Here is a 25689-nt window from a genome sequence, read left to right as displayed (position 1 = left end):
ATCGCGGGAAACGAACCCTTCCAGAGGCTATAAGCGTGTTTTACATCACTACAGAGCAAGGTTTGCGCATTTCCCCATCTGTAGTGATGTATTTCAACCTTACAGAAGTAGAATCGCGGGAAACGAACCCTTCCAGAGGCTATAAGCGTGTTTTACACCCTTACAGAGCTAAGTTAGCGCATTCCCACCCATCCCAAATCAGAAGATTTTCAACATTTTTTAAGAGATTTATCCACTCTCATTCCAACTTCCGGCAGGTAGAATGAACTCATGAAGCGAGGGACATTACGAAACAGCGCAATGAGGTGAGATAGACGATGAGTGAAGAAGTTTTGCTTAGGATGGAAGGGATAGAGAAGCATTTTCCTGGCGTGCACGCGCTGCATCAGTGCCAGTTGACCTTAGCGGCTGGTGAGGTTCATGCGCTAGTTGGTGAGAATGGAGCAGGGAAATCGACGTTGATGAAAATTGCCACGGGTGTGTACCAGAAGGACGAAGGTCGCATCCTCGTGAAGGGGAACGAAGTGAGCATCCCCCATACAAGAGCAGCACAGCAGCTAGGCATTTCGATGATTCACCAAGAACTGAATCTCATGCCGGATTTGACGATTGCTCAAAATATTTTCATCGGCCGCGAGCCGAGACACGGTATCAAACTTTTCGTAGATGAACGAAAGCTGAACGAGCAAGCGCAGCGCCTCCTCGATCAGATGAACCTTCCGCTAGATCCCCGGAAGGTGGTGGCGGATTTGACGGTAGCTAAGCAACAGATGGTTGAGATCGCGAAGGCGCTATCTTTTCAATCCGAGGTGCTGATCATGGATGAACCGACAGCCGCGCTAACGCACGCCGAGATTGAGGAGCTGTTCCGGATTATCAATCAATTACGCAGCCGTGGTGTGGGCATTGTCTACATTTCACACCGGATGGAGGAACTGAAGCGTATTAGCAATCGCATCACGGTGATGCGTGACGGCCGCTATATCGATACCGTCCAGACGGAGACGACGTCGATCGATCAGATTATCTCGATGATGGTAGGCCGCGAGCTCTACGTCAGCCCGAACCAGCAAGCGACAAACACCTCACAGACGAAGGTGCTTGAAGTTTCCAAGCTGAACAGCGGTTCAGCGGTGAAGGATGTTTCCTTCCATCTGGCCAAAGGAGAAATCCTCGGCTTCGCTGGCCTCATGGGAGCGGGTCGCACGGAGGTGGCTAGGGCTATTTTCGGCGCAGATGCCATTGATTCCGGTGACATTCGCATCCACGGCGAACAGGTTAACATCAAAGCTCCGCATGATGCCGTAAAGCACGGTATCGGCTATTTATCTGAGGACCGCAAGCGCTACGGGCTCATGGTAGACATGGATGTGAAGATGAACATTGCACTGGCTTCGTATCGTAAGGCAAGGCGGGTTTTTGGCTGGATGCGTGATGGCGTTATTGCTCAAACAGCGCAGCACTATGTGGAAGCGCTTCAAATCAAAACACCGACCATCCACCAACAGGTGAAATTCCTATCCGGCGGTAACCAACAAAAGGTCGTTATCGGCAAATGGCTGCACCGTAACTGCGATATTCTCATCTTCGATGAACCGACGCGAGGGATTGATGTCGGGGCCAAAACAGAGATCTACAAGCTGCTCGATGATCTAGCGGCGCAAGGAAAATCGATCATTATGATCTCCTCGGAGCTGCCTGAAATACTGCGCATGAGCCATCGCATTATGGTTATGTGCGAAGGACGCATTACCGGAGAACTCACACAGCAGGAAGCAACACAGGAAGCTATTATGAGATTCGCTACGATGCGGATCAGTTAGGAGGGGTCCCATGTCTACACGACTAGCACATGCGTACAAAAAAACCATCCCCACCTTGTCCAAACAAAGCGGGGCTGCACAGAAGCTGTTGGCATTCGCCAGCTTGATCATGCTCGTTCTCATCTTTTCCATATCGTCGAGCAACTTTTTCCAATTCGATAACCTAGTCGCGATCATGCTTTCAACCGCCGTTATTGGGGTTCTAGCCTTGGGTTCTACGTTCGTTATCATAACTTCCGGTATCGACTTGGCCGTGGGAACGGTGATGACCTTCTCCGCCGTGATGGCCGGCGTGATCATCACGACGTGGCAATTGCCGATGCCGCTCGGCATACTCGGAGGTATTCTCGCCGGAGCGATCTGCGGTCTCATTAGCGGGCTGCTCGTAGCCAAAATGAAAATTCCGCCCTTCATCGCGACGCTCGCCATGATGATGGTGACGAAGGGCTTATCGCTAGTTATTTCAGGTGCGAAGCCGATTTATTTTAACGACACACCCGCATTTACCAAGATTTCAATGGGCTCGATCATCAGTGGAATTCCGAACGCGATTCTCATCTTCTTCGGAGCCGCGATTGTGGCCAGTATTATTTTAACCAAAACGATTATTGGCCGTTACAACTTTGCCTTAGGGAGCAATGAAGAGTCCACGAGACTCTCAGGTGTCAACGTCGACTATTGGAAAATCGTCATTTACACACTCACAGGTGTATTCAGCGGGATTGCCGGCATTATGATGGCCTCAAGGCTCAACTCCGCACAGCCCGCACTCGGATCTGGTTATGAGCTGGAAGCGATCGCAGCCGTTGTGATTGGCGGAACTTCCCTCAGTGGGGGCAAGGGCTCGATCCTTGGAACGGTGATCGGGGCGCTGATCATGAGTGTGTTGACGAATGGGCTACGGATTTTATCCGTGAAGCAAGAGTGGCAGACCGTCATTGTCGGTATCGTGATTGTGTTGGCGGTTTATGCAGATATGATGCGCCGTCGCAAGAAGTAACCGTGGTATTTACTCCATCAGGAGTCCTATACAAACCAAATTAGGAATAAGGGGCGATCAACCGTGCAAAAACGGACTAAGAAATTTGCAATAGCGTCATCATTAATCTTGCTATCCGCTATCTTTTTGAGTGCATGCGGTTCCGAGACAAAAACAGCAACTTCAACAGCAGAGACAACGACAGCAGCTGTGAAATCAGATAAGATGTACATTCCTGTCATCTCCAAGGGCTTCCAGCATCAGTTTTGGCAAGCGGTTAAACAAGGTGCCGAGAAAGCAGCGAAAGAATTCAATGTTGAGATTACGTTTGAAGGTCCTGAAACAGAAACACAAGTCGATAAGCAAATTGAAATGCTGCAAGCGGCACTGGGCAAAAAGCCTGCGGCAATCGCTTTCGCTGCACTTGACAGCAAAGCGGCATCACCGCTGCTAGAGAAGGCTAAAACGAGCAAGATCCCGATTATCGGGTTCGACTCCGGTGTTGATAGCGACATTCCGGTAACGACTGCCGCTACGGATAATAAAGCTGCAGCAGCACTGGCTGCTGATAAAATGGCTTCACTGATTGGGAACGAGGGCGAGATTGCTCTAGTTGTGCATGACCAAACGAGCCGTACGGGTGTTGATCGCCGAGATGGCTTCGTGAACCAAATCAAAGCGAAATACCCGAATATCAAAATTGTTGATACGCAATACAGTGGGGATCCACTGAAAGCAACAGACTTGTCCAAGGCCATCATCCAAGCTCACCCGAATATCAAAGGTATCTTCGGTTCTAACGAAGGTGCGGCCATTGGGGTTATTAACGGGATTACAGAAAGCAAAAAAGACGGAAAAATCGTCGTTATCGGCTTCGACTCCGGTAAGCAACAAATGGATGCGATCAAGAGTGGTAAAATGGCGGGTGCCATCACCCAAGATCCGATCGGCATCGGTTACTGGTCTGTGAAAGCGGCTGTGCAAGCGGTTAAAGGCGAAACGGTTCCGAAAAATATCGACACGGGCTTCCACTGGTACGACAAAACGAACATTGATTCAGCGGAAATCAAAGCACTCTTATATGAATAGAACTCAGAGGCTGACCCCCACGGGCAGCCTCTATTGCCATTTACTGGTACTGGTGTGTACAATACAGATAAACATATTAGTTAGAGCCTAATTCGATTTCGCCAGAGGTGAACACGCATGTACACAATCATCATGATTGATGATGAGGATGAAGTCAGAGAAGGCATTAAGAAGAAGACGAACTGGGAAGCATGCGGCTTCCAGCTTGTCGGCGATTACGACAATGGCCGGGACGCCTATGAGGCGGTCGAGCGGCTGCAGCCGGATGTCGTCATCACTGACATCAATATGCCGTTCATGGACGGACTTCAGCTGACAGAGCGGATCGTCGCCAAATATCGCACCATCAAAGTCGTGATTGTAACCGGTTACGAGGATTTTGATTATGCGAAGCAAGCGATCAAGCTGAAGGTCAAAGACTACTTGCTGAAGCCGATCAATAGTGCTGAATTCACCGAATTCCTGCAGAAGCTGTGCCTCGAGTTGGATGAGGAACGCAAGCAGCGAGAGGACATCACGTTCCTTCGACGTCAGTTTCAAGAGAGCATGCCCTTACTGCGTGAACGGTTTCTAGAGCGACTAGTCACGTCCGGCATGAGAAAAGATGAGATCGAGCGGAAGCTGCCGATGTTTGGTCTGCATTTGAACGGAGCGGGCTCTGGTTCGGGTACAGGTACAGGTTCGACTTCTGGTTCAGTTTCTGGACATACGGTACTAGCATTGGATATTGATGATTTCGGGCGGGAGTTGTACAGCGACCAAGTGGCGGAAGAAGAGCTGCTGCGATTTGCGGCTTATAATATTTTGCATGAAATTGTGGAGAAGGAGCATAGCGGTACGGTTTTCCGAACCCGTGATGATAAGCTCGTAGGACTCGTGTCGGGTCACCAAGAGCAGGTGGAAGTTATTTGCCAGACGCTGGCTGAACAAGCGAGATATAGCATTGAGAAATATTTGGGGATGACAGTCACGGTAGGCATTAGCCGTATGTATGCGGGACTTCAAGAATTGCCGAAGGCTTTTCAAGAGGCGCTAACGGCGCTCGATTACCGTTTTATGCTGGGGAATAATCGGATCATCGCTATTGGCGATATGGAGTTCGGGAGCAGTTTGGACAATACCAGCTATGTGCGGATGGAGAAGAGACTGATCTCGGCGATCAAAACCGGGGAAAAGTCCGTCATTTCCCAAACCCTGCACGAGTGGATCGACGATTTGAAGAAATCGGCTTGTCTGATGGAGACCTGCTATGGCAAGCTGCATAAACTGCTCGTCGCTCTGATGAATGCTGGAGCGGAGACGGGGCTGGATGAGGGCGACATGCTGGGCGATCACTCATTCATGGAACTCTATACGCGCAAAACATTAGATGATGTGCGGCTTTGGTTAGAGGTAATTTGTTTAGCCTCTGTAGATCGACTCGCAGAGAAACGAACACATGTGTCTGAGGCGCAGCTCGAGTCAGCTGTAGCCTATATCCATGAGCATTATGCCGATGAGCAGCTTTCGCTGCAGCAGGTATGCAATCATATTTATATGAGCATGAGCTACTTCAGCGCCTTATTCAAGCCGCATACAGGTGAAACCTTTATTGAGTATGTGACGCGTTATCGTCTGGATAAAGCCAAAGAAATGCTGGCTACCACACAGCTCAAAACGTATGAGCTCGCTGCCAAGGTTGGCTATGGGGATCCGCAGTATTTTAGCGTAATATTCAAAAGACATACAGGCATGACGCCGAAGGAGTTCAGAGCCGCCAACAAGGCTGGGCTGAGCTTATGAGAAACGTACTTCAAGCTTTTCAATTCAAAAGCATCCATACCAAGTTCGCACTGGCCTTTTCTTGTTTAATTTTATGTACAACGGTAATTCTCAGCTATAGCGCATATCGGCTCTCGACGGTCGCTGTTACTGATGCTTCGCTGACGTATACGAATCAGTTAATCGAGCAAGTCAATAAGAATATCCAAACCTATATCGGCAATATGGAGAGTATTTCAAATCTTTCCTTGAGTAACACAGATCTAAAGAAATATCTCTCTTTGAAAAATCCGCAGGAACCTGAAGCGCTTCAGTTGGAGCACCAGATCAGCAGCTATTTCAATACGATTGTTGCATCGCGAAATGATATCGCTTCCATCGTGTTCATCGGTTCCAACGGCGCCATCGTATCGGATCGAGTGGCACCCGAATTTAAACCGTATGCTGAACTTATATCGCAAGAATGGTATACGAAAGCGAGCAGGAGTAAGGGGGATATCGTAATTTCATCCTCCCATGTGCAGCATGTGTATAAAGATGAATATAAATGGGTCGTTTCGATCTCGAAGCAGATGCCAAGTCCACAACCAGGCGGCGCAAGTGGCGTGCTGCTCGTTGACCTGAACTTTAACCTGATTAATGATCTCTGTAATCAAATTCAGTTGGGCCAACGGGGCTATGTCTTCATCCTCGATCAAAGCGGTGATCTGATCTATCATCCACAGCAGCAACTGCTGTATTCCGGTTTGAAATCGGAGGATATTCGCGCACTGATGCAAGCCCAGAATAGTACATTCGAGACGGTGACGTCGGATGAAAATAAGATCTACACTGTGCGCACCACGAACTTCGGTTGGAAAATCATTGGCGTGACCTATGCCGGCGACCTAAGCGGGAACAAAAAAGACATGCAGCTGACCTCCGTCATGTGGGGCGGTATCGCGCTTATTATTGCGCTAGCCATTTCAATCTGGCTGTCGATTACGTTGACCAAACCGATCAAGCAGCTGGAAGTGCACATGAAGCAGGTGGAGAAAGGGAACTTCGAAATCCGCGTCGATGTGGAAGGTGCGAACGAAATCAGCAAGCTGTCACGGACGTTTAATCTGATGATTGGCAAAATCAAAGAACTGATGAACCAGACGGTACTGGATCAGGAGGTCAAACGGATTAGCGAGCTGAAGGCGCTGCAGGCGCAGATTCAGCCGCATTTTCTCTATAATACGTTGGATTCGATTATTTGGATGGCGGAGATGGGGAAGGTCGATGACGTTGTGACGATGACCTCTGCCTTGTCCAAGCTGCTTCGATCGAGCATCAGTAAAGGTGAGGAGCTTATTCCCATCCGTGTGGAATTAGCCCATATTGAGAATTATCTAACGATCCAAAACATCCGATATCGTAATAAATTTACGTATGACATCGAGGTGGAGCCAGATCTGCTAGAGGATCGCAGCTTGAAAATCGTACTTCAACCGCTGGTCGAAAATGCGATCTATCATGGTATGAAGCATTTGCCGGAAAAAGGACATATCCGTATAACGGGACGGAAACGGGACGGCGTAATCGAGTTGAAGGTCATGGATAACGGGGTTGGGATGAGCGAGGAGCAGTTGAAGGCTTTGAAGATGAAGACCCATCAGTCACAATCAGGCAAAGGCTTCGGTTTGCATAATGTGAATCATCGCATCCAGCTGTATTTTGGTGAACTGTACGGATTACAATTCGAAAGTGAGCTGGAAGAGGGCACAACGGTTACGATTACGTTTCCTGAAATGCCGTCCGTGCCTGATCAAAGTGAAGGTTAGAAGTGAGGTGTTCGATTGAAAATAAAAGTTGGCACACTCGTGAGTACGGTTGCCGTTGGTCTTGTTCTGATCTTGGGGTTACTTGTCGTCGCGAAGAGCCTGAGCGAGAAGAACGAAACGATCATTTTGATCCCGAAAACGATTGATCCGCATGTGGAATTTTGGCAGGTACTGAATCAAGGTGTCTATGCAGCCGCGAAAGAGTACAATGCGGAGATTAAGATCATGGGGACGGCATCCGAATCGCAAATCGATGAGCAGATTAAGCTTGTTGAACAAGCTATTGCTGAGAAGCCGAAGGCGATCATACTGGCTGCTACGGATTACAATCGCCTCGTACCCGTTGCTCAGCATGCGATAGATGCAGGCATTACGCTAATCACGGTCGATTCGGGTCTTGAGGGCGGCGTTTCAGAGAGCTTTATAGCGACGGATAATTACGCGGCAGGTCGCAAAGCAGTGGAAACGATGAAAGGTTATGTGCAAGAGCCAGCAACCTATGCCATCGTTAGTTTTGTCAAAACCTCGAACACCCAGATGGATCGCGAGAACGGGGTAAGGGATAGTTTGAAGAACGATATTTCTATTAAGTTGCTAGATACGTTGTATAGTAACGGGTCCGAGGACAAGGCGTATGAGTTGACAAAGGAGCTGCTTCGGGAGCATTCAGATATCAGCGGCATATTTGGTTTGAATGAGCCATCCACCATGGGCGCGGCGCGTGCGCTGAAGGAGTTGGATCCCGACCGAGCGATCAAGCTTGTGGGCTTCGACAGCTCAATGAATGAAATCTCCTTCCTGGAGGCGGGGATTTTGCAAGGGACGGTCGTGCAGAAGCCCTTTAATATGGGCTATCTAGCTGTCAAAACAGCCCTCCAAGCTCATCGTGGCGAATCCGTCAAACGGATGATGGATACGGGCTCCGAGGTCATCACCAAAGAGAATATGTATACGAATGAGAATCAGAAGCTGCTGTTTCCTTTTGTGGGGAAATAGGATGAGGAGGACAACCTGCGGCAGAAGGGACTTCCTCAATTTCGAGATATTTAGACAAACGCCACCGTCATTCCGCAAAATTTCCCAGGAAATAGTAAGCGCATTGTCGAAAGTTAAGCTCATTAATGATATGTTTAGGGAAAAAGAGTCGGAGGATGCTACATGCCTGATGTCGTACAAATGGGACCGCTGCAATTGTCAGGGCATGGTTTGGTGCTCCTATTGGCGTGTATGCTTGGATTCTGGCTCATGAGGCGAGTATTGCAGCAGTTGAATCGGGTAGAGCTTGGAGTGCCTGCAACTGATGGAGCCGTAAAAGGCATGGAAAATCTGCTCTTAAACTGTGTCCTGATCGTGTTTTTTACATGGCGCTTGGGCAGTCTTCTGACGCAGCCATCCTTGCTATGGCAAAGCCCGATGAAGCTGCTCCTGACTACAGGCTCCAATATGGAGGTCATTTTAGGCATCGTATTAGCCTATATCTATTTAACCTATCAAGTACGTAAGCGTGCTATCCCATGGCGGCTTTTGCTTGATATTTTTGCCATCGGAGCAGCATCGGCTGTATTTCTGTATGCGGCGTTGACGCCTACCTTCGGATTACCAACCACATTGCCGTGGGGCATCGGTGTTGAAGGTACGGTGTCCCGGTTTCATCCGAATCATGCGTATCTGGCGATCTTACTCCTACCGTTACTGGTGTGGCAGCAGTTGCTGGCAGCTCGTTCGACAACAGTTCTAGGATCAGGCATGCTGCTAAAATATACCTTCCTTTATGGCGGTGCTGCGGGGATGATAGCCAGCTATTTTGCTTTGGCCGAGCCAACCGCGGTGTATCTCAGCCATGGACAGTTACTGAATCTACTCATGTTGATTATTGGAATGATCCTTCCTATTTTGTCACATACTACGGGCAGAAAGGAGCTGATGGATATGAGTCAGAACGATTCCAAAACACAAATCCAGCAAGAGCAGCAAAACCAAGAGCGCGCCAAAACAACTACTAGTAAAGAGGGCTATGTCGATAAAAAACTGGACGGTCCCAATCGCCCATCCACATGAGTCAAGATCATAAAAAGTCGACCAAGTCATCCCAAGAGCAGAGTGATCTCGATCCCTTTGAGATTGATTTTCTGCCACAGTTTGAGCGGGGGCGAGGCCCGCGGGCTCCATTTGTAAATGAATATGGGGTCACCATCGGTGATCATGACTATGAATCCGACAACTCCCCGCTTGAGCAGTGGACATCGGATACGAACCCCGAGGTTATGGCAGGTGATCAGTGGGTTCATCCCTTTAAGGATGTCGGCTTCCAAAGCGCCGAGAATCGGGAGATTTTTGAAGAGGGCGTTGCTCCGCAAAGCGGGATTTTTACCCATGCGGATAAGAATGTGGCCTCTGTGACGGCCGAAGCAACGACCAGTAAAAAGAATGATCAAGCGGAAGCCTAACAGCTTTCGCTTTCTTTCTTTTGTCATGCAGCTGGGACATTAGACTTTGCTTTCACCGCTAACGGATGTATAATATAAGTTATAGTCATTACGTTTTAAGAGTAACTATTAAATCCTAAGGGGTGGCACATATGGCAATGTCTTTTGATTCATACATGAAAGATATGGTTAAACCGATGAGAGAAGATTTGACTCGTCTGGGTATTACGGAGCTTTTGACTCCAGAGCAAGTTGAGGAAGCAATTGAGAAATCCAAGGATGGCACGATGCTGCTTGTCGTGAACTCCGTTTGTGGCTGTGCCGCTGGTCAATGTCGTCCAGGTGTAGCGAAAGCCCTACAAAACGAGACAACGCCAACTTACACATACACAGTGTTCGCTGGTCAAGAGAAGGATGCTACAGCGAAAGCGCGTGAATTCCTAGCGCCATACCCGCCATCATCCCCATCCATCGCGTTGTTCAAGAACGGTGAGCTAGCTCACTTCATTCAACGTCACCAAATCGAAGATCGTTCCGCAGATATGATCGCTGGCGATTTGATTGGTGCTTTTGAGCAATATTGCAAATAAGATAAGCTAGGAACCATACAGATAAGGCCCGCTCTGCGATCGTGCAGGTGGGCTTTTTCTATATGCAGACTTGTGCGAAACGAGTCCGCAGCCTCGAGTTACTCGAAATAATCGAGTAACTCATCGCGAAACGAGTCCGCGGCCTCGAGTTACTCGAAATAATCGAGTAACTCATCGCGAAACGAGTCCGCGGCCTCGAGTTACTCGAAATAATCGAGTAACTCATCGCGAAACGGGTCCGCGGCCTCGAGTTACTCGAAATAATCGAGTAACTCATCGCGAAACGGGTCCGCGGCCTCGAGTTACTCGAAATAATCGAGTAACTTGCCTACCGCGTAGGCCTTGTCTCTGTTTTTCGAATTTACAGTGGATTACACTTTGAAATTTGAAGGCCGAAAGTCTATACTAGATCTCAAAGAAGGCATCATTCCAAAATTTAGATAAAAGGTGGAGAGTTGCATGAGTTTGCAAGCAGAAATCATCGCCAAGCTTGGCGTGAAACCCGAAATTGATATTGACGAAGAGATCCGTAAACGTGTGGATTTCCTGAAAAATTACGTGCTCGGCGCGCACGCGAACGGCCTGCTGATCGCGATCAGCGGCGGGATCGACAGCGCGGTAGCGGCAGGACTATGTAAGCAAGCAACGGACGAGCTGACAGCGGAAAAAGGCAAAGAATACAAAACCGTTGGCGTGTTCCAACCGTATGGTCAGCAAGTCGACATCGAGGACAGCTATGCGGTAGCTAAGGCCTTTGATTTGAAATATCAAATCGAGAACAACATCGAAGAGTCCGTCGACGAGATTGCCATCGAAGTCGAGTACGGCCTCAAGCATATCGGCGTTCACCAGCATGTGAGCCGCGGCGGCAAGGGCAACATCAAGGCACGTACACGCATGGTCATGCAGTATGCCTTGGCTTTTGAACTCGGCTTGATCGTAGTAGGTACGGATCACGCGTCCGAAGCGATCACCGGCTTCTTCACGAAGTACGGCGACGGTGCGGTTGACATCACGCCGCTTAGCACGCTGAATAAGCGTCAAGTGCGTTCGCTTGCGGCGAAGATCGGCGTGCCGCAAAGCGTGCTAGACAAAGCCCCGACAGCCGGCCTTTGGGACGGCCAAACCGACGAGGATGAGCTCGGCATCACCTACGGTGATAACAGCGACTACCTCGAAGGCAAGCAAATCGATCCAGCGGTGCAAGAGAAGCTGGAGAAGCAATACATGAAGACCGAGCATAAACGGATCCCGATTCCGGGCGTTTAAGCCATAGCAATGCAATGATCGAAGACCTGAGGCGATAGCCTCAGGTCTTTCTCTGCTTCCCCCCCAAAAAAATCACCCGAAAAATAGTAACCATAGCTGAAATTTGCAGCCTTACATCGCCACTCCGAATCACAAGTCAGTCCCATTTAAGAAATCTGCGTCAAGGCTGCTCCGTATCGTATATGCACAGCGATACTTACAGGTGATGGCGCTGCTGGGCGTCGCGTGGATGATCATTTTTCACTATGTACCCATGTACGGGATCATCATTGCCTTCAAGGATTTCAATATTGTTAAACCGATATCTGCAGCGCCCTGGGCGGGGCTTGTGCACTTCAAGGCCTTTCTATAAGATGACAATTTAGCCAGTGTCATTAAGAATACCGTAGGTATGAGCGTGTTGAAGCTCGTTATTGGCTTTCCGCTTCCCATCGTATTCGCGCTCTTCTTAAACGAACTCCGTTCTATCCATTTCAAGAAGCTGGTGCAGACCATTTCCTACTTACCCCACTTCTTATCATGGGTCATTCTCGGAGGGATCCTCGCCACTTGGTTAGCAGACGTTGGCTTGGTCAATAAGGTGCTCCTGGCGCTAAATATCATTCAGGAGCCTATCAGCTACTTGGCAGAGCCTTCGAATTTCTGGAGTATTATCATCACCTCTGATATTTGGAAGGAGCTGGGCTGGTCGGTCATTATCTACCTGGCCGCGATGTCCGGCGTATCCCCGGAAATGTATGAGGCGGCTACGATCGATGGGGCAGGACGTTTTCAGAAAATGTTCTATGTAACCCTTCCTTCGATTAAAGGAACGATCACGATCCTGTTCATTCTTTCTGTGAGCGGTATCCTGAACTCCAACTTCGATCAAATTCTCGTGCTCAAAAATCAGCTGAACGCAAGCCCCTGAATCGCAGAACCTACTGTCATAAGAGCAAAGATTTCAGTGTACCTCTTGATCGCATTCAAAGAATCGCCAATATGCTCGGAACGGACCACAATAAGGACATGGCTGCGCTGCTGCTAGAAGTACTTGATATGAAAACCGTGTCTCAGTTTGATATCGCCTATCTGGAGGCTGTGAGCAAGGCCTTCAATGAGCTTGTTTTTGATAAAGTATTTCATGTGTATGGTGGAGAGTCTGTAGAGATCCTTCGGCTGTTCAAAAAGGTGGGGGATATCTCTAATTTCTATTATTTCTACGATTATTTTCATAGTGTTGAAGGCCTGTTGAATCGCCTAAATGAGTATGTGCGAACCATGAAGACATTCCATATCGATCACAGGGAAATGAAGAAAGCTACACAATACATCCAGGAGAACTTTGATAAAGATTTGAATATGGCCATGGTTTCGAACCATGTTTCCTTCAACTACTCCGATTTCAGCCAGGCGTTCAAAGAGATGGAGGGGGTTAGTCCACAGGAGTATCGGGATTTGCGAGAAGTGATAAGCTGAGAGAGAGCGGCTAGATGCTAGATGCTAGAGGCTGTCCCAGCACTGACGATCAAAAATGCAAAAGTACACTTATTTTCGGGGGAAACGGTTAAACATGGATGAATTAGTGCAAAAGTACATCCTTTAGGAATGAGAAGGTGCCAGAATGAGGAATGCAGGCAGAAATGGTTGCACTTTTGCACGCATTTCAGATAGTGGGGTTAATTTGGTAAAAAAGGATGCAAATTCGCATTTTTGCATGCGTCACATCCCTATTCATGATACAAATAAGGTAATTGTGAGGAATGTCTTCATTGCAAAAAGAGGGCCCCCCGCCACATAAACGGCTCTTGGGGACCCTTTTTCGTTATTAACCGCTATGGCATACGCGCTCCGCGGGAGCTTTCCAGAAGAGCGTACCACTCTTCACGCGTCATGGTTTCTGAGATGCGAACCGCGTCTTCGCAAGCGACGATACGCTTCGCGGAGGAAGTTCCGATGACCGGCTGAATGCGAGCCGGATGCTTCATGAGCCAGCCGAGTACGATGGCTTCAGCTGTCGTTTCTTTCTCAGTAGCCAGCTTCTGCACGAGCGCGGCTGTGTTCTTGACGGTGTCAGGCGCATCAGAGATATCGCTGCCGGAGAATTTACCTTTGGCGAGCGGGCCCCATGCCTGAATTTGAATGTCATGCATTTGGCAATGCTCGAGGATACCGTCGGCAAAATTGATGCTGGTTCCGGCTTTTTGATTCACTAGAATGCCTTGCTCAACCCAATCCAAGCGCGCCAAGCTCATTTCCAATTGGTTTACGACAAGCGGCTCAGGTAGTGAGTGTTGAATGAAGCGCATCTGCGCCGAAGTCATGTTGGACACACCGAAATGGCGCACCTTACCAGCTGAACGCAATTGATTGAAAGCTTCTGCGATTTCTTCAGGCTCCATGAGCGGATCCGGGCGATGCAGCAGCAAGATATCGATGTGCTCAACACCAAGACGACCGAGAATACCATCGACGGAGCTTAGGATGTGACTTTTGCTAAAATCAAAACGCTGCGGATTCTGAACATCTTGAAAGCGAATCCCACATTTCGATTGTAAAATGATTTGGTCGCGCAAATCAGGTCTATTCTTGAGGACCTGACCGAATACGGTCTCGGAATTGCCTTTTTTATAAATATCAGCATGATCGAACATGGTAATTCCAATTGATAATGCGGCTTCTACAGCTTTTTCAGCGGTGATGTAATCTTCCTTGGTTAATGGATTTCCGGCCCAGTCTCCGCCTAATCCCATACAACCGAAAACAATTCGACTGTTCGAAATCCCGCGTCTTTCCAATGGCATGATTTTCACAATAATGGCCTCCTAGCTATCATTTCTAAGCCTAGTATAACCCCTGTGGATGATTGACATAAGAGCTGAAAATAGTGTTACTTACTTACCTGGACGTAAGTTGTGGCCCTTATGCACGTTCTTTCCCTTGACCTTGGGCGGGGAATCGGTTAAATTGTACGCAAAGCGTATCGTTATTAGAAATGAGGCTAGTTTAACGATGATCATTGGGATCGGAACGGATTTAATTGAAATTGCGCGTGTAGGCAAAATGGTAGGAGGTACTTCAGGCGACCGGTTTCTGGAACGGATTTTGACACCAGCGGAGCGGGAGTTGGCGCAGAAGCGTCGCGGAAGACTCGCGGAGTTTGTTTCTGGCCGTTTTGCAGCGAAGGAAGCCATTGTGAAAGCCATTGGCTGCGGCATCGGTAAGCAGATCGGTTTTCAAGATGTAGAAGTACTGCCGGATGCACTAGGGAAACCGGTCTGCACCGTGAAAGAGGATGCTCTGCTGCGAGCAGGCCTGGAAGGCAACTACCGCATCCATATCAGCATCACCCATACGGAATCGATGGCAGCCGCTTATGCCATCGTAGAACAAGTGTGAGTATAGGCAGCGTACGAAGCTACTTCATTATTGGAGCTGTCTTCACATACAGTGTGATACGATGTCCTCGTTGGAAGAGATATACCGTTCTTCGCGAATACAGCAGATTACCATGCCTTAAGAGCGTCGGTGCAATAACTGGATTTTAAGTAGCTAAAATTAAGGTATTTGGGAGTTTTAAACGAATAAATGGATTTTCTGCCGTTAACTTCAACCGATCGAGCTAAACTAGCTGCTTTCGGCGAAAATAGATACAGAAAATCCATCTAATTGTAGGGAATCTTGGATTTTTTTGAAAATAACTGGATTTTTCCAGTTATTTGGTGGCAGTACTGGTATTGTTGCTAGTTTGTGAAGTGTTGGTGTTAGTTTTGTTGTTGTTGTTGTTGTTGTTTGTCCGAGCCTTGCTGGGCGCAGGACTTCAAGGCAGACCTACCGTCCCCAAACGCGCAGCATATAACCACTCACGAGCAGGCTGATGCCGCCCATGCCCTCAAGAATCACACCCGAATAACCCAAATACCACACGCCCATTACCGCGGTCAGCGCGAAAAGCCACAGCCCCAAATAAATCAGGGATCTGCCGAGTAGCAGACCAACCTGAACGAACCCGATGGCGAGCAGAAATGCTCGCAAAATAGGTGCAAACAGCGGATTCACAGCGCCGATCGCCTCTAATAATGCCACAGCTGCAATGAGCATGGCTCCTGGCAGCACAAGAAATATCGGATGCCCCCATCCGGTGCGTTCGGAATCATCGTTTTCCCGGGAATCTCCGGTACCCAAGGACTTCCGCATCCCCCAAATCTGGATCAAGCTGGCCACCACAGCGGTAATAAAAGCCGCTTGCTTTAGCCAATCTAAATTTCGCCAGTAGATGGCGAAATCTACCCCTGCACTAAAGACCCACTCGGCGCCCCAAATAAACAGCAAAGCAACTAAACCCTGAGCTTCTCGCAGCCAATCTTTTCTTTTATTTTCTAAATGTTTCTGTTTGGCCCCGGCCAAATCGGTTTGCTTCGACGTTTGCATACATTCACCTCTAGTTTTATGTTCCGGACTTCTCGTATAATGGTACCATATTCATTCGTCCATTATAACTTGAACGTGCCTCATAGAGAAGGAGTGCTTATGTACAGCGAACAACAGAAGATGTATTTTTCCAAGAATCTCTTGGATTGGTACCAGACACATAAACGTGATTTACCTTGGCGTAGAAGTAAAAACCCTTATTATATATGGATTTCCGAGGTTATGCTGCAGCAGACGCGCGTGGATACGGTCATACCGTATTTCCATCGGTTCGTGGATCAATTTCCAACTGTGGAAGCATTAGCTACGGCACCGGAAGAAAATGTGCTCAAAGCATGGGAAGGTCTCGGCTACTACTCACGAGCGAGGAATCTGCAAACGGCAGTCAGAGAAGTGCACGAACGCTACGACGGTGTTGTTCCTGCGAATAAAGAGGAAATTTCCGCGCTTAAAGGCGTTGGACCGTACACATCCGGTGCGATCCTAAGTATCGCTTACAATAAACCAGAGCCGGCTGTCGACGGCAATGTGATGCGCGTGCTTTCGCGCTATTTTCTCATCGAAGAAGATATTATGAAGCCGTCCACGAGAACGATTATGGAGAAGCTGGCGCGCGAGCTAATTCTGGAGGGTACTGCAAGCGACTTCAACCAAGCGCTCATGGAGCTAGGTGCCATGGTGTGTACGCCACGGTCACCTCACTGCTTGACGTGCCCCGTAATGGCACACTGTTCAGCACGGGAAGCTGGTATGGAAGAAGGTCTGCCTATCAAAAAGAAAGCCAAACCGCCCCGTCCAGAGCTGCGGGCAGTGGCTTTCATCGAAGGTACAGGTGAGCATGCAGGCAAATGGTTGATCAGACAGCGCCCGCAAGAGGGGCTGCTTGCCCGGATGTGGGAGCTCCCACATGTAGAATGGACGACCGCTGCATGGCAGTCAGACGAAGACAATCAGGAAGTTCTTCGCCAAGCCCTTGCCGAGCAGGAGCAGATCGGGATTCAAACCGATGAATGGTTTATGGATACGGAGCATATTTTCAGTCATATCATTTGGAAAATGAAGGTGTATCGCGCTAAACTGGGTGATCCGAATCGACCGAGTAACGGGGAAGAATGGATCCCGTTTCATTACCGATGGGTAGGTCCAGAGGATCTCCAAAACTACGCCTTCCCTAATGTTTTCGTACGGATCATGAAAGAATGGCAGGAGCGGGGCGGAGCGTAATGGTGTCCACTAGGTAGACTTTACATTTCCGCTACGTTTCCAAGCTGCCCAGCCCTTACGCTATGATGTTATCGAAGTTCAGCCTGGATGGCTTCGATGTTTTTTAAGGTGATTAGCTTTTTATCAATGTGAATGAGGTCATCATCTAGCAACTCTTGCAGGACCTTGGTGACAGACTCCCTCACCGTGCCCACTAAGTTGGCCAACTGCTGGTGAGTCAGTTTAACATCAATGAGTAAACCGTCTGACGTGGAGATACCATGCTGCTCAGACAAGCGAAGGATCGTTTTAATAATACGAGAGCGAACCCCAAGGAACGTCAAATCATAGATTTGATCATTGGCATGGCGTAATCGTTGCATGGTTGTTTCAAGGAGCTTTAGGCATAGCCTAGGGCTCTTTTCCATGAACGAAGTGAAGGCTGTTCGGCCCAGCATATACAGGGTGCTGGCCGCCATCGTTTCAGCCGTAGCCGAACGTGTCATCCCACTGCTGAGCAAGGACATCTCTCCGAAGAAATCCCCATCCCGGAACAAGGCTAGTGTGACCTCTTTGGCCGCGTCCAGACGATATATTTTCACAACACCAGACTGGATCAAGAACAATTCCTCACCAACGTCGCCTTCCTCAAAAAGGATGGTTTCCTTCTTTACTTTTTTCTCCGTAAATAAAGGGGCAATCCCGATCAGATCTTCTTCCGAAAGCTCTTGAAACAGGGGGACATGTCGAAGTAAAGGTACGATGGTCAAGGGTTCGTCAACTCTTTCCGATTGTAGGTTCATATACCATTATCGTACAACTTCGTTTTCTTGGCGTAAAGAGGAAAGCGAAAGAACATGGTTACGGTCGGAAATGATGTATGAGATTCCTCAATCTGGAATATGAATGGGAGAATGTAGAATAACTGAGGATATCGTTCGTTGATTACATGAAAAGGAGTCGTTGCAGATGGAATGGTATGTGAAGGTGTTATCCAATTATGTAGGGTTCTCAGGCAGAGCAAGACGGAAAGAATATTGGATGTTCGTGCTGTTCAATATTATCATTTCAATTGGTCTTGGTATCGTCGAGTCCGTTATTGGATTGGATAAGGTCTTGACCGGTCTTTATTCTTTAGTCGTCCTTCTACCTTCTCTAGCTGTAGCCTTTCGTAGATTGCATGACACGGGTAAGAGTGGATGGTGGCTGCTGATTGGATTAATTCCCTTTATTGGCTTCATTATTTTGCTTATATTCTACTGTCAAGATAGCGACGACAACGATAATCAATATGGTCCAAACCCGAAGAGGGAATAAGAGCTACGAGGAAAAGCAGCATACAAAAAAAGCGACCCCAAGGGTCGCTTTTTCAATGCCAATTACTTCGCTGCGTCGTAACGTTTGCTAACTTCGTTCCAGTTAACAACATTCCAGAAAGCTGCGATGTAGTCAGGGCGTTTGTTTTGGTAGTTCAGGTAGTAAGCATGCTCCCAAACATCAAGACCAAGAACCGGCGTTTCGCCTTCCATGATCGGGCTGTCTTGGTTTGGCAAGCTGTATACTTTCAATTTACCAGCTTTGTCAACAGCTAGGAAAGCCCAGCCAGAGCCAAAACGTGTTGTAGCTGCTGCAGCGAAGTCTGCTTTGAATTTATCAAAACCGCCAAGCTCGCTGTCAATCGCTGCTGCTAGTGCGCCTGTAGGTGCGCCGCCAGCTTCTGGTCCGATTGTTTCCCAGAATAGGGAGTGGTTAGCGTGGCCGCCGCCATTGTTACGAACGGCTGTGCGGATATCTTCAGGAAGGCTGTTCAAGTCAGCGATCAGGTCATTTAGAGATTTGTCATGCAGAGCTGGATGTTTGTCCAAAGCTGCATTCAGGTTTGTTACATATGCGTTATGGTGACGATCGTGATGGATTTCCATTGTTTTTGCATCGATGTGCGGCTCAAGAGCTTCGTTTGCGTACGGTAGAGCGGGTAGTTGATGTGCCATTGAATAAATACCTCCTAAAAATTATGTAGTTTCAATTTCATTATGAAGGAACCCAGCTAATAAAGCAACATTTGTGTTTACTAAGTCGGCAGTCTCTTAAATGCCGCGGCGTTCCATTTCACGCGTAATTTGATTGTGCATGGCTGTATCTTGTTCATGAAGATAAGGAGATAAGTCGCTCATCGTCCGGTGGAGTTGAAGCAGCTCAATTTCGGTCCATTCCTCAGGCTTTTTCGTGCTCAGGAACTGGAAATCCGGAATTTCCCGGGGGTACTCGTGCGCCGTAAGTTCATGATCTAGTTCGTTATCTGACATAGGTTTCACCTCTTTCTCAGGGGAATATCCTCCTATAAGATGGTGTTTTTTCACGCATCTCATACATGCTTTATAGGGTTTCACCCATATTCTTTATTTTCGTCTTTACGTGTATACGTACTTCGGATTCCGAAAACGCATGACCCCACTCATCCTGTACGTGCTCCCATGCCTTGAATTGATAGGCACGTGCATACAAGCCAAGTCCGATAGGATCAATTTCATGCTTTTGCATCTTGGTAACTAGCGATTTCATTTTCGCTTCTAGCTGCTGATTGATCTCAGCTTCAAGTTTAGACGCATCATTCCTCACATCGAAGGTGAAAGGTTTTTCAGTCAATTGAATAGGCATGGAACATTGGATATCAAAAACGAACTTATTTTGCTCGAAGGTGACTTTAATGTCCCTTTTTACACGAAACGCATAGAAGCTGAGCGTGCCTGTGTCAAAGATGGAATCGCCGTTCTCTTCAGGAAGCGTAACGGATATGGATAGAGCGCCATTTTTCTCCTTTTGCAGCATTTGAAGAAGTTGATTTTCGTTATTGTTGATGGTGTATGCATACTTTCCTTTTTTACTCAAAAGCAGCGTGCCCGCTGCCACAACTTCCGTATCTTTCCGAAGGGAGGTTAAGTAGGGAGTAATGCCTTTCTCATACATGTGCCGATGAAGGTCAAATAGTGTTGTGACTTGTACCAAGTTGCGCATATGAGCGGTGTCCAGGAGCTTGGCAATATGCAAGGACATTCTCCGTTTATCTGCTGGCGCAAAGTTAATAATCTCCTCGACGGAGCCCTCGACAGCGATCACTCTGGCTGTTTCAGATGTTTTGGGGTCACGGTAGAAGACATCCATCAGTTTGAACCAGTCGTCATGGGCCAAAATACGTTTGCTAATGAGCACATTTTGGATTTTACCTGCGCTAATAAGCGCTGAAGCTCGCGTGTCAAATTCGTTTCGGCTATCCCTTACGTTAATTGATGATACTTTTGTGACTTCATTTTTCTCTTTGGCTTCCTTGTTAAAAACGGGGCTTGATGCATAAATGACGAGGTTATTATCCTTATCTAAATCCAACCCGACCATGAGAACAAGCGTAATATTTTCTAAGGGCATTCGATCTTTACAACTAGATATCAAAATGAAGAGAGCGAAAAGCGGGAATAAAATAAGGCTTGTTCGCATCGGCTTCATGGGGATGACCTCCTTGAGATTCGACGCATGCCAGCTAGAATGACCCATAAGAGCGGTGGCATAACAAAAGCAATCCCGATTCCGATAGTTTGAACGACATCTTTTAACCGCATACTGTCATTCCAACCAGGATTCCAAATCATTGTGATGCCAACCATAACGACAAGTATGAGGAGGATGTGCAGTCGGGGCTGCCCTTTGAACCCAAGCTGCTGTGTACAAATAACAGTTGCATACAGCACAGGAATGAAAGTTCTTACGATAATGAGTAAGTAGGTGGAGAGGATTAAAATATCAAAGCGTTCCAAGAAACGAAACTCAATGATTTTGAATAAAGAGATGAGTGTATTATGGTATTGCGTGATTTCGTCCGGACTGAAATTGACAAAAGCAAGTATTGTAAACAACATGTAAATAAAGAAGGTAATCGAGTTCGCAATAATGATGCCGAGGGATGCAGAGTTTTTTTTTTCTAAGTACGGATATAGAAAGAAGGCAATCTCGAACCCAATAAAAGACAGAATGTTGGTTCTTACGGTTTGTAAGATGGGGATCCAGCCATGTTTCAGGATGGGAAGCAGATGAATCCATTGCGCATATTTGAATAGATAGAGGGAAGTTAATATTAAACCGCTAGAAAGGACAAGGAGAATTTCAGAATAGCGCCCAATGATGCGAAATCCACCTCTGGCGATCATATAAGCTGGAAGAAGGAACAGCAGCATGAGAACGGCTGGATTGGTTTGCTGCATAATCCAATTCTGAAGTAGCAGGGCCATGCGATTATAAATTAAATAGATGAAGAGGAGGAAATAGACGACAAACATAATCATTCCTACTTTTCCAACCCATTTTCCAAAGTAATGACTCAATAAGTCAATGATCGTGCCATTGGGGTGCCTTTGCATGATCTGAATGATAATCAGGCTGCTAGCCATAGAAACAAGCCATCCGATGATTAATACAATCCATCCATCCGTACCGCAGCCTTTCGCAAGATCGCCAGGCAAAGGGATAAGGCCAATACCTAGTTGAACACTGTGAATAAGCAAAATATACTGAAAGAGCGTAATCTGATTACCTTTACCTGGATTCATGAAGAGTCATCTCCTTCCTTTTTCATCATGCCGTATCGACGTTTTTGAAGCGTGCGTACACTTTGGGGTCGGTGGACCATTTTTTTGAGCGGCAGGCGGATGAAAACATCTTTCCAGTCCGTCATTCGCAGCGGTGCAAGAGGGGCGCTATACGGCTCTTCAAGTGATTTTAAACTAATGAGGTGAGCTAGTATGACCATTGCGCCTGCCATAATCCCAACGATTCCGTACAGGGATGCAATCGTCATCATCGGGAACCGAATCAAACGAACAGAAGCTGCCATGTCATAGTTAGGAAGAATGAAGGATGCAACCGCCGTAGATGCAACGACGACGACCATGAGGTTGCTCACTATGCCCGCTTGAACAGCGGCTTGTCCAATGACTATACCTCCTACGATCCCCACAGTTTGGCCAACCGGCGCAGGAAGACGGACGCCTGCCTCTCTTAGCATTTCGAGCATAATCTCCATGATGAGCGCCTCCATAAAAGGTGGAAAGGGGACCGCTGATCGAAACTCCCCGATCGACAAAATCAAGTCCAAGGGAATCAACTCATGGTTAAATGAAACGCAGGCAATATAGAAAGCCGGAAGAAACGCAGCGATGATACAGGCGAAGAAACGAAGCAGTCGAAAGAAGGTAGCAACGGGCCAACGCGTGCTGTAATCATCAATACCCTGGAAGAAGGCTGCTAAACCTACGGGTGCAATCAATACACTCGATGATCGATCCACAACGACACAATATCGCCCTTGCAGCAGCTGGGATGCGGCAGTGTCCGGCCGTTCGGTGGTAATCATTTGCGGAAACAGGGAGAAGGGGTTATCTTCAATTAATTCCGCCAGTTCGCCCGTATTTAAGACGCAATCCACCTGTAAGCTCGAGATACGACGCTCTAATTCAAGACGTATGTCAGGAAGTGCAACATCTTCTAAATACAGGATGGAAACTTTGCTTTTGGTCCTGTTTCCGACAAGGAACTCTTTTATTTTCAGCTCTCGGCTGGAGATGTATCGACGAATTAAGGCAATATTTTGACTGCCTGTTTCGATGAAGCCTTGATGAGCGCCTTTCAGCGAGGCTTCAATCTGAGAATCCGAAATAGCTCGCTGCGGCCAGCCTTGTGTTTCTAAGGAAAAAGCATGGGCTTGCCCATCAATGAAAAGAACGCTATAGCCGTACAATATAGCCGACTCAACCGCTGCCCAAGCAATGAGGCTTTGGAGGTCCCCTAGAGCGACTGGTATCTCATCCTTGTTATCGCTCGTCGTGTAAAACATAAGCGTATGCAGGACGTTATTATTAATGGAATTTTTATCTACAAGACCATCCAGATAGACCAGTGCTGCCGGGGCTCCGGATTGTTTATACGTGAATGTTCGAACGATCAAATCAGGTGTGTCACTGAAAATCGTGGAGAGGTGATCTATATTGTCGGATAGGCTTGTGGAAATTTCGATGCTCTCAGATGTTGGCGTTTCCTGTTGGTTTTCCGAGCTTTCTTCAATCATCCGATGTGCGGCTTTAAATAAACGGCGGATCAGTTTCATGTCAACCATCCCATAAATTCTCTTTTTTCAGATGCTGTCTATCATTGTTCCTTGGCACGCGTCATTTTATGCGTCCTATAGGCGAGGGTAAACTCGAGCAAAAGTGAGGTCAAAGGCATGGGGAATAATCAGAAAAAATTAGTGAAAACGCTTGCATATAAGCGCTTTCACGAGAAAAACCGAAAAAAACAAAGTTTTTTGTGAATTTCATCACATTTTCAGCAGGATTTCGTGTTTTTTTGTCGTATTTACTTCTTTACCAGAAAATTAATCGCTACAAATTAATATGGAATTGGGAGAGAACCGTATGCATGTTCGTTCATTTCAGCTTGGTGATACCTCTTCGGTTAAAGAACTTCTAGAAGACGTTCTGTCGGAAACCTGCTATGAGGAGACGATTGAAGCCTTCGCACGCCAGCTATCGTGGGACACGGAGCTTGTTTTAATCGCTCAAGAAGAAGATCAAGTCGTAGGCATGATTATCGGCACGATTGATAATAACAATGGCTACTTCTATAGGATCGCAGTCGCAACAGCATATCAACGTAAGGGTATTGGCAAAGCTTTGATCGAGGCAATGAAGCAGCGGTTTCTCGGGCGGAATGTGAAGAAAATTATGGTAACGGTAGATGTACACAATGAAATGGTGCTGCCTGTGTATGAGTCCGCTGGCTACAGTACAGTTGACTTTTCCAGAGCAGCACATCGGCTCAGCATTGTGAAGAAAGTAAGTGTATAGTCTCTCGCTCGGCACGGTAGCACAATAAACGACTCCGCCGTCCTCCTTGGACGGGAGCGTTTATCTAGAAATATAGCCGACTTATCGTGTGTAACACATCATAACCAATATTTGGAAATAAATAGGTTTGGCTTATAGGAAGCATATCTGTGCCGCCATTGCAATTGGGGGTCAGATATGCTTTTCTAGTATAATAAGGTGACGTTTCGGCAGCAATTTATAGAGGAGCTTTGAACATGGATAATTTCACGCCGTATGTGATAAAAAGCTTCAAACACGACGGGCATCTACATCGCATGTGGTTGACCAATTGGCGGGTTCCTCCAAGTATGCTCCATGAAGAGCATCAGAAACAGGGCATGCTAGTGTTCATCAATAGTCAGACTAAGATTCAAGAAGCGGATGGCAAGGAGTGGGTCAGTCGCATTCCAGGGGTTTCTTTTTTCATACCGAAAATGTGGTTTAATATTGTTGCTCTCATGGAGGAGTCTGGGGTACGCTATTATTGTAATGTAGCCTCTCCTCTGTATGTGAATCAGCAGGTATTAACCTATATTGATTATGATCTAGATGTGATTCGCTTGCCGGATCGAACCGTACATATTGTGGATCAAGATGAATACGAGCGTCATAAGCTGGGCTACCACTACTCGTCCCTTGTGGAGACGAAGGTGAAAGAAGGGCTTGCAGCGCTGCTGGCGTTAGTTAATGAGGACAAGCCCCCTTTCCAGGATGATATGGTGATCTATTATTACGAGCAATGGGAAAAGTATAAGAACGGGGGCGGATAAATGAGCTTCTTCGTAGGGCAAGAAGATTCCAATAAGATTGTTTCGGCGCCGAGGCATGTTCAAGAATCGAAAAGCTTCACGCATGAGCTGTGGGATTGGACGAAATCCATTCTCGTAGCTCTTCTTGTTGTTATCATTGTTCATCAATTCGGCTTCAATTTATCGACCGTGCGCGGTCACTCGATGGACCCGACACTCGGGGATGGTGAGTGGCTGTTCGTGAATAAAGCCATTACGTATTTGAAACCTCCGGGGCGCGGCGAAATCGTTATTCTTAAGGAGCCTGAGAAGCTTGCCTTACCCCAGAACCCTTTATTAGTCAAAAGGGTCATCGGCATCTCAGGCGATGAGGTGCAGAGCCGCGATGGAGCTCTTTATCTGAACGGCGATAAAGTCACGGAGCCGTATGCGGATACGCTCATCGAGGATGGGGATTTCGGGCCGATCGCGGTCGGACAGGGCCAAATCTTCGTAATGGGCGATAATCGCCACCTGGCGGCGAGTGCAGACAGCCGCATGTTCGGGGTCATACCGACCAGTCTCGTCCAAGGACGGGCGGAGTTCGTACTGTGGCCATTAGACATGGTCGGCAAGTTGTAAGTCCAAGAAAGACATCAAAATAGAAGAGAGAGGTGAGTGGGTTGGCGGTT

The 25689-nt window shown here is 47.5% G+C and carries 25 protein-coding genes and 1 pseudogene; 18 read left to right on the top strand and 8 right to left on the bottom strand.

Going from position 1 to position 25689, the window contains the following annotated elements; genetic code table 11:
- Positions 1 to 317 precede the first annotated feature (317 nt).
- From AC58PQ_RS14550 to AC58PQ_RS14495, 12 genes and pseudogenes are all read left to right on the top strand, one after another.
- Positions 318 to 1823: a sugar ABC transporter ATP-binding protein gene (locus AC58PQ_RS14550; RefSeq protein ID WP_497242631.1), complete on the top strand. Its 1506-nt coding sequence runs from the start codon at positions 318 to 320 to the stop codon at positions 1821 to 1823.
- Positions 1824 to 1833: 10 nt separating this feature from the next.
- Positions 1834 to 2823 (top strand): ABC transporter permease, encoded by a 990-nt coding sequence (locus tag AC58PQ_RS14545; RefSeq protein ID WP_477569106.1) that lies wholly within the window; start codon positions 1834 to 1836, stop codon positions 2821 to 2823.
- 63 nt (positions 2824 to 2886) lie between these two features.
- Positions 2887 to 3891 (top strand): ABC transporter substrate-binding protein, encoded by a 1005-nt coding sequence (locus AC58PQ_RS14540; protein WP_497242630.1) that lies wholly within the window; start codon positions 2887 to 2889, stop codon positions 3889 to 3891.
- A gap of 117 nt (positions 3892 to 4008) precedes the next feature.
- Positions 4009 to 5673 carry a response regulator gene (locus AC58PQ_RS14535; RefSeq protein ID WP_497242629.1) on the top strand — a complete coding sequence of 555 codons (1665 nt, stop codon included), beginning with the start codon at positions 4009 to 4011 and terminating at the stop codon, positions 5671 to 5673.
- Positions 5670 to 7460, top strand: a complete 1791-nt coding sequence (locus tag AC58PQ_RS14530; RefSeq protein WP_497242628.1) for a cache domain-containing sensor histidine kinase — start codon at positions 5670 to 5672, stop codon at positions 7458 to 7460. The genes AC58PQ_RS14535 and AC58PQ_RS14530 overlap by 4 nt, the downstream gene beginning before the upstream one ends.
- A gap of 15 nt (positions 7461 to 7475) precedes the next feature.
- The gene (locus AC58PQ_RS14525) at positions 7476 to 8456 is read left to right on the top strand and encodes a substrate-binding domain-containing protein (RefSeq protein WP_497242627.1); all 981 of its coding nucleotides are present in this window, start codon (positions 7476 to 7478) and stop codon (positions 8454 to 8456) included.
- A 162-nt stretch (positions 8457 to 8618) separates the two neighbouring features.
- Entirely contained in the window at positions 8619 to 9518 is a 900-nt protein-coding gene (locus AC58PQ_RS14520) for a prolipoprotein diacylglyceryl transferase family protein (RefSeq protein WP_497242626.1), read from the top strand.
- On the top strand, positions 9515 to 9907 hold the full coding sequence (locus AC58PQ_RS14515) for a DUF3905 domain-containing protein (protein WP_497242625.1): 393 nt from the start codon (positions 9515 to 9517) through the stop codon (positions 9905 to 9907). Before AC58PQ_RS14520 ends, AC58PQ_RS14515 begins: the two co-directional genes overlap by 4 nt.
- A 131-nt stretch (positions 9908 to 10038) precedes the next feature.
- Positions 10039 to 10476: a BrxA/BrxB family bacilliredoxin gene (locus AC58PQ_RS14510; protein WP_477589184.1), complete on the top strand. Its 438-nt coding sequence runs from the start codon at positions 10039 to 10041 to the stop codon at positions 10474 to 10476.
- 459 nt (positions 10477 to 10935) lie between these two features.
- On the top strand, positions 10936 to 11745 hold the full coding sequence (nadE, locus tag AC58PQ_RS14505; RefSeq protein WP_497242624.1) for an NAD(+) synthase: 810 nt from the start codon (positions 10936 to 10938) through the stop codon (positions 11743 to 11745).
- A 166-nt stretch (positions 11746 to 11911) separates the two neighbouring features.
- Positions 11912 to 12649: pseudogene (locus AC58PQ_RS14500) on the top strand (ABC transporter permease); the annotation flags it as partial.
- 77 nt (positions 12650 to 12726) lie between these two features.
- Positions 12727 to 13203: a helix-turn-helix transcriptional regulator gene (locus AC58PQ_RS14495; protein WP_497242623.1), complete on the top strand. Its 477-nt coding sequence runs from the start codon at positions 12727 to 12729 to the stop codon at positions 13201 to 13203.
- 356 nt (positions 13204 to 13559) lie between these two features.
- Here the strand turns inward: AC58PQ_RS14495 and AC58PQ_RS14490 are convergent, their stop codons facing one another.
- Positions 13560 to 14537: an aldo/keto reductase gene (locus AC58PQ_RS14490; protein WP_497242622.1), complete on the bottom strand. Its 978-nt coding sequence runs from the start codon at positions 14535 to 14537 to the stop codon at positions 13560 to 13562.
- A gap of 199 nt (positions 14538 to 14736) precedes the next feature.
- Here AC58PQ_RS14490 and acpS point away from each other — a divergent pair, with 199 nt between their 5' ends.
- On the top strand, positions 14737 to 15123 hold the full coding sequence (gene acpS / locus AC58PQ_RS14485) for a holo-ACP synthase (RefSeq protein WP_497242773.1): 387 nt from the start codon (positions 14737 to 14739) through the stop codon (positions 15121 to 15123).
- Positions 15124 to 15555: 432 nt separating this feature from the next.
- Here the strand turns inward: acpS and AC58PQ_RS14480 are convergent, their stop codons facing one another.
- On the bottom strand, positions 15556 to 16155 hold the full coding sequence (locus tag AC58PQ_RS14480; protein WP_497242621.1) for a hypothetical protein: 600 nt from the start codon (positions 16153 to 16155) through the stop codon (positions 15556 to 15558).
- Between the two features lie 99 nt (positions 16156 to 16254).
- Here AC58PQ_RS14480 and mutY point away from each other — a divergent pair, with 99 nt between their 5' ends.
- Positions 16255 to 17379: an A/G-specific adenine glycosylase gene (mutY, locus tag AC58PQ_RS14475; RefSeq protein ID WP_497242620.1), complete on the top strand. Its 1125-nt coding sequence runs from the start codon at positions 16255 to 16257 to the stop codon at positions 17377 to 17379.
- Between the two features lie 68 nt (positions 17380 to 17447).
- Here mutY and AC58PQ_RS14470 read toward each other — a convergent pair whose 3' ends face one another.
- The gene (locus AC58PQ_RS14470) at positions 17448 to 18128 is read right to left on the bottom strand and encodes a Crp/Fnr family transcriptional regulator (RefSeq protein WP_497242619.1); all 681 of its coding nucleotides are present in this window, start codon (positions 18126 to 18128) and stop codon (positions 17448 to 17450) included.
- Positions 18129 to 18327: 199 nt separating this feature from the next.
- Between AC58PQ_RS14470 and AC58PQ_RS14465 the strand changes: the two genes are divergently transcribed.
- Positions 18328 to 18675 (top strand): DUF805 domain-containing protein, encoded by a 348-nt coding sequence (locus tag AC58PQ_RS14465; protein WP_497242618.1) that lies wholly within the window; start codon positions 18328 to 18330, stop codon positions 18673 to 18675.
- A gap of 62 nt (positions 18676 to 18737) precedes the next feature.
- Here the strand turns inward: AC58PQ_RS14465 and AC58PQ_RS14460 are convergent, their stop codons facing one another.
- The 5 genes from AC58PQ_RS14460 to AC58PQ_RS14440 form a co-directional block, all read right to left on the bottom strand.
- Positions 18738 to 19349: a superoxide dismutase gene (locus tag AC58PQ_RS14460; RefSeq protein WP_477589195.1), complete on the bottom strand. Its 612-nt coding sequence runs from the start codon at positions 19347 to 19349 to the stop codon at positions 18738 to 18740.
- Positions 19350 to 19445: 96 nt separating this feature from the next.
- A complete protein-coding gene (yfhS, locus tag AC58PQ_RS14455; protein WP_497242617.1) occupies positions 19446 to 19664 on the bottom strand; it encodes a mother cell protein YfhS in 219 nt (72 codons plus the stop codon).
- A 70-nt stretch (positions 19665 to 19734) separates the two neighbouring features.
- Positions 19735 to 20859: a Ger(x)C family spore germination protein gene (locus AC58PQ_RS14450; RefSeq protein ID WP_497242616.1), complete on the bottom strand. Its 1125-nt coding sequence runs from the start codon at positions 20857 to 20859 to the stop codon at positions 19735 to 19737.
- The gene (locus AC58PQ_RS14445; RefSeq protein ID WP_497242615.1) at positions 20856 to 21956 is read right to left on the bottom strand and encodes a GerAB/ArcD/ProY family transporter; all 1101 of its coding nucleotides are present in this window, start codon (positions 21954 to 21956) and stop codon (positions 20856 to 20858) included. Before AC58PQ_RS14445 ends, AC58PQ_RS14450 begins: the two co-directional genes overlap by 4 nt.
- Complete coding sequence (locus tag AC58PQ_RS14440; protein ID WP_497242771.1) at positions 21953 to 23509, bottom strand: spore germination protein; 1557 nt, start codon at positions 23507 to 23509, stop codon at positions 21953 to 21955. The genes AC58PQ_RS14445 and AC58PQ_RS14440 overlap by 4 nt, the downstream gene beginning before the upstream one ends.
- 307 nt (positions 23510 to 23816) lie before the next feature.
- On the opposite strand from AC58PQ_RS14440, the gene AC58PQ_RS14435 reads away from it, so the two are divergent.
- The 3 genes from AC58PQ_RS14435 (at position 23817) to lepB (ending at position 25639) form a co-directional block, all read left to right on the top strand.
- Positions 23817 to 24248: a GNAT family N-acetyltransferase gene (locus tag AC58PQ_RS14435; RefSeq protein WP_497242614.1), complete on the top strand. Its 432-nt coding sequence runs from the start codon at positions 23817 to 23819 to the stop codon at positions 24246 to 24248.
- 236 nt (positions 24249 to 24484) lie between these two features.
- Entirely contained in the window at positions 24485 to 25039 is a 555-nt protein-coding gene (locus AC58PQ_RS14430) for a DUF402 domain-containing protein (protein ID WP_477589205.1), read from the top strand.
- On the top strand, positions 25040 to 25639 hold the full coding sequence (lepB, locus tag AC58PQ_RS14425) for a signal peptidase I (protein WP_497242613.1): 600 nt from the start codon (positions 25040 to 25042) through the stop codon (positions 25637 to 25639).
- The last annotated feature ends 50 nt before the right edge of the window (positions 25640 to 25689 follow it).

The organism is Paenibacillus sp. J22P143, from assembly GCF_059692035.1.
This window is presented reverse-complemented; position numbering and strand designations above follow the sequence as displayed.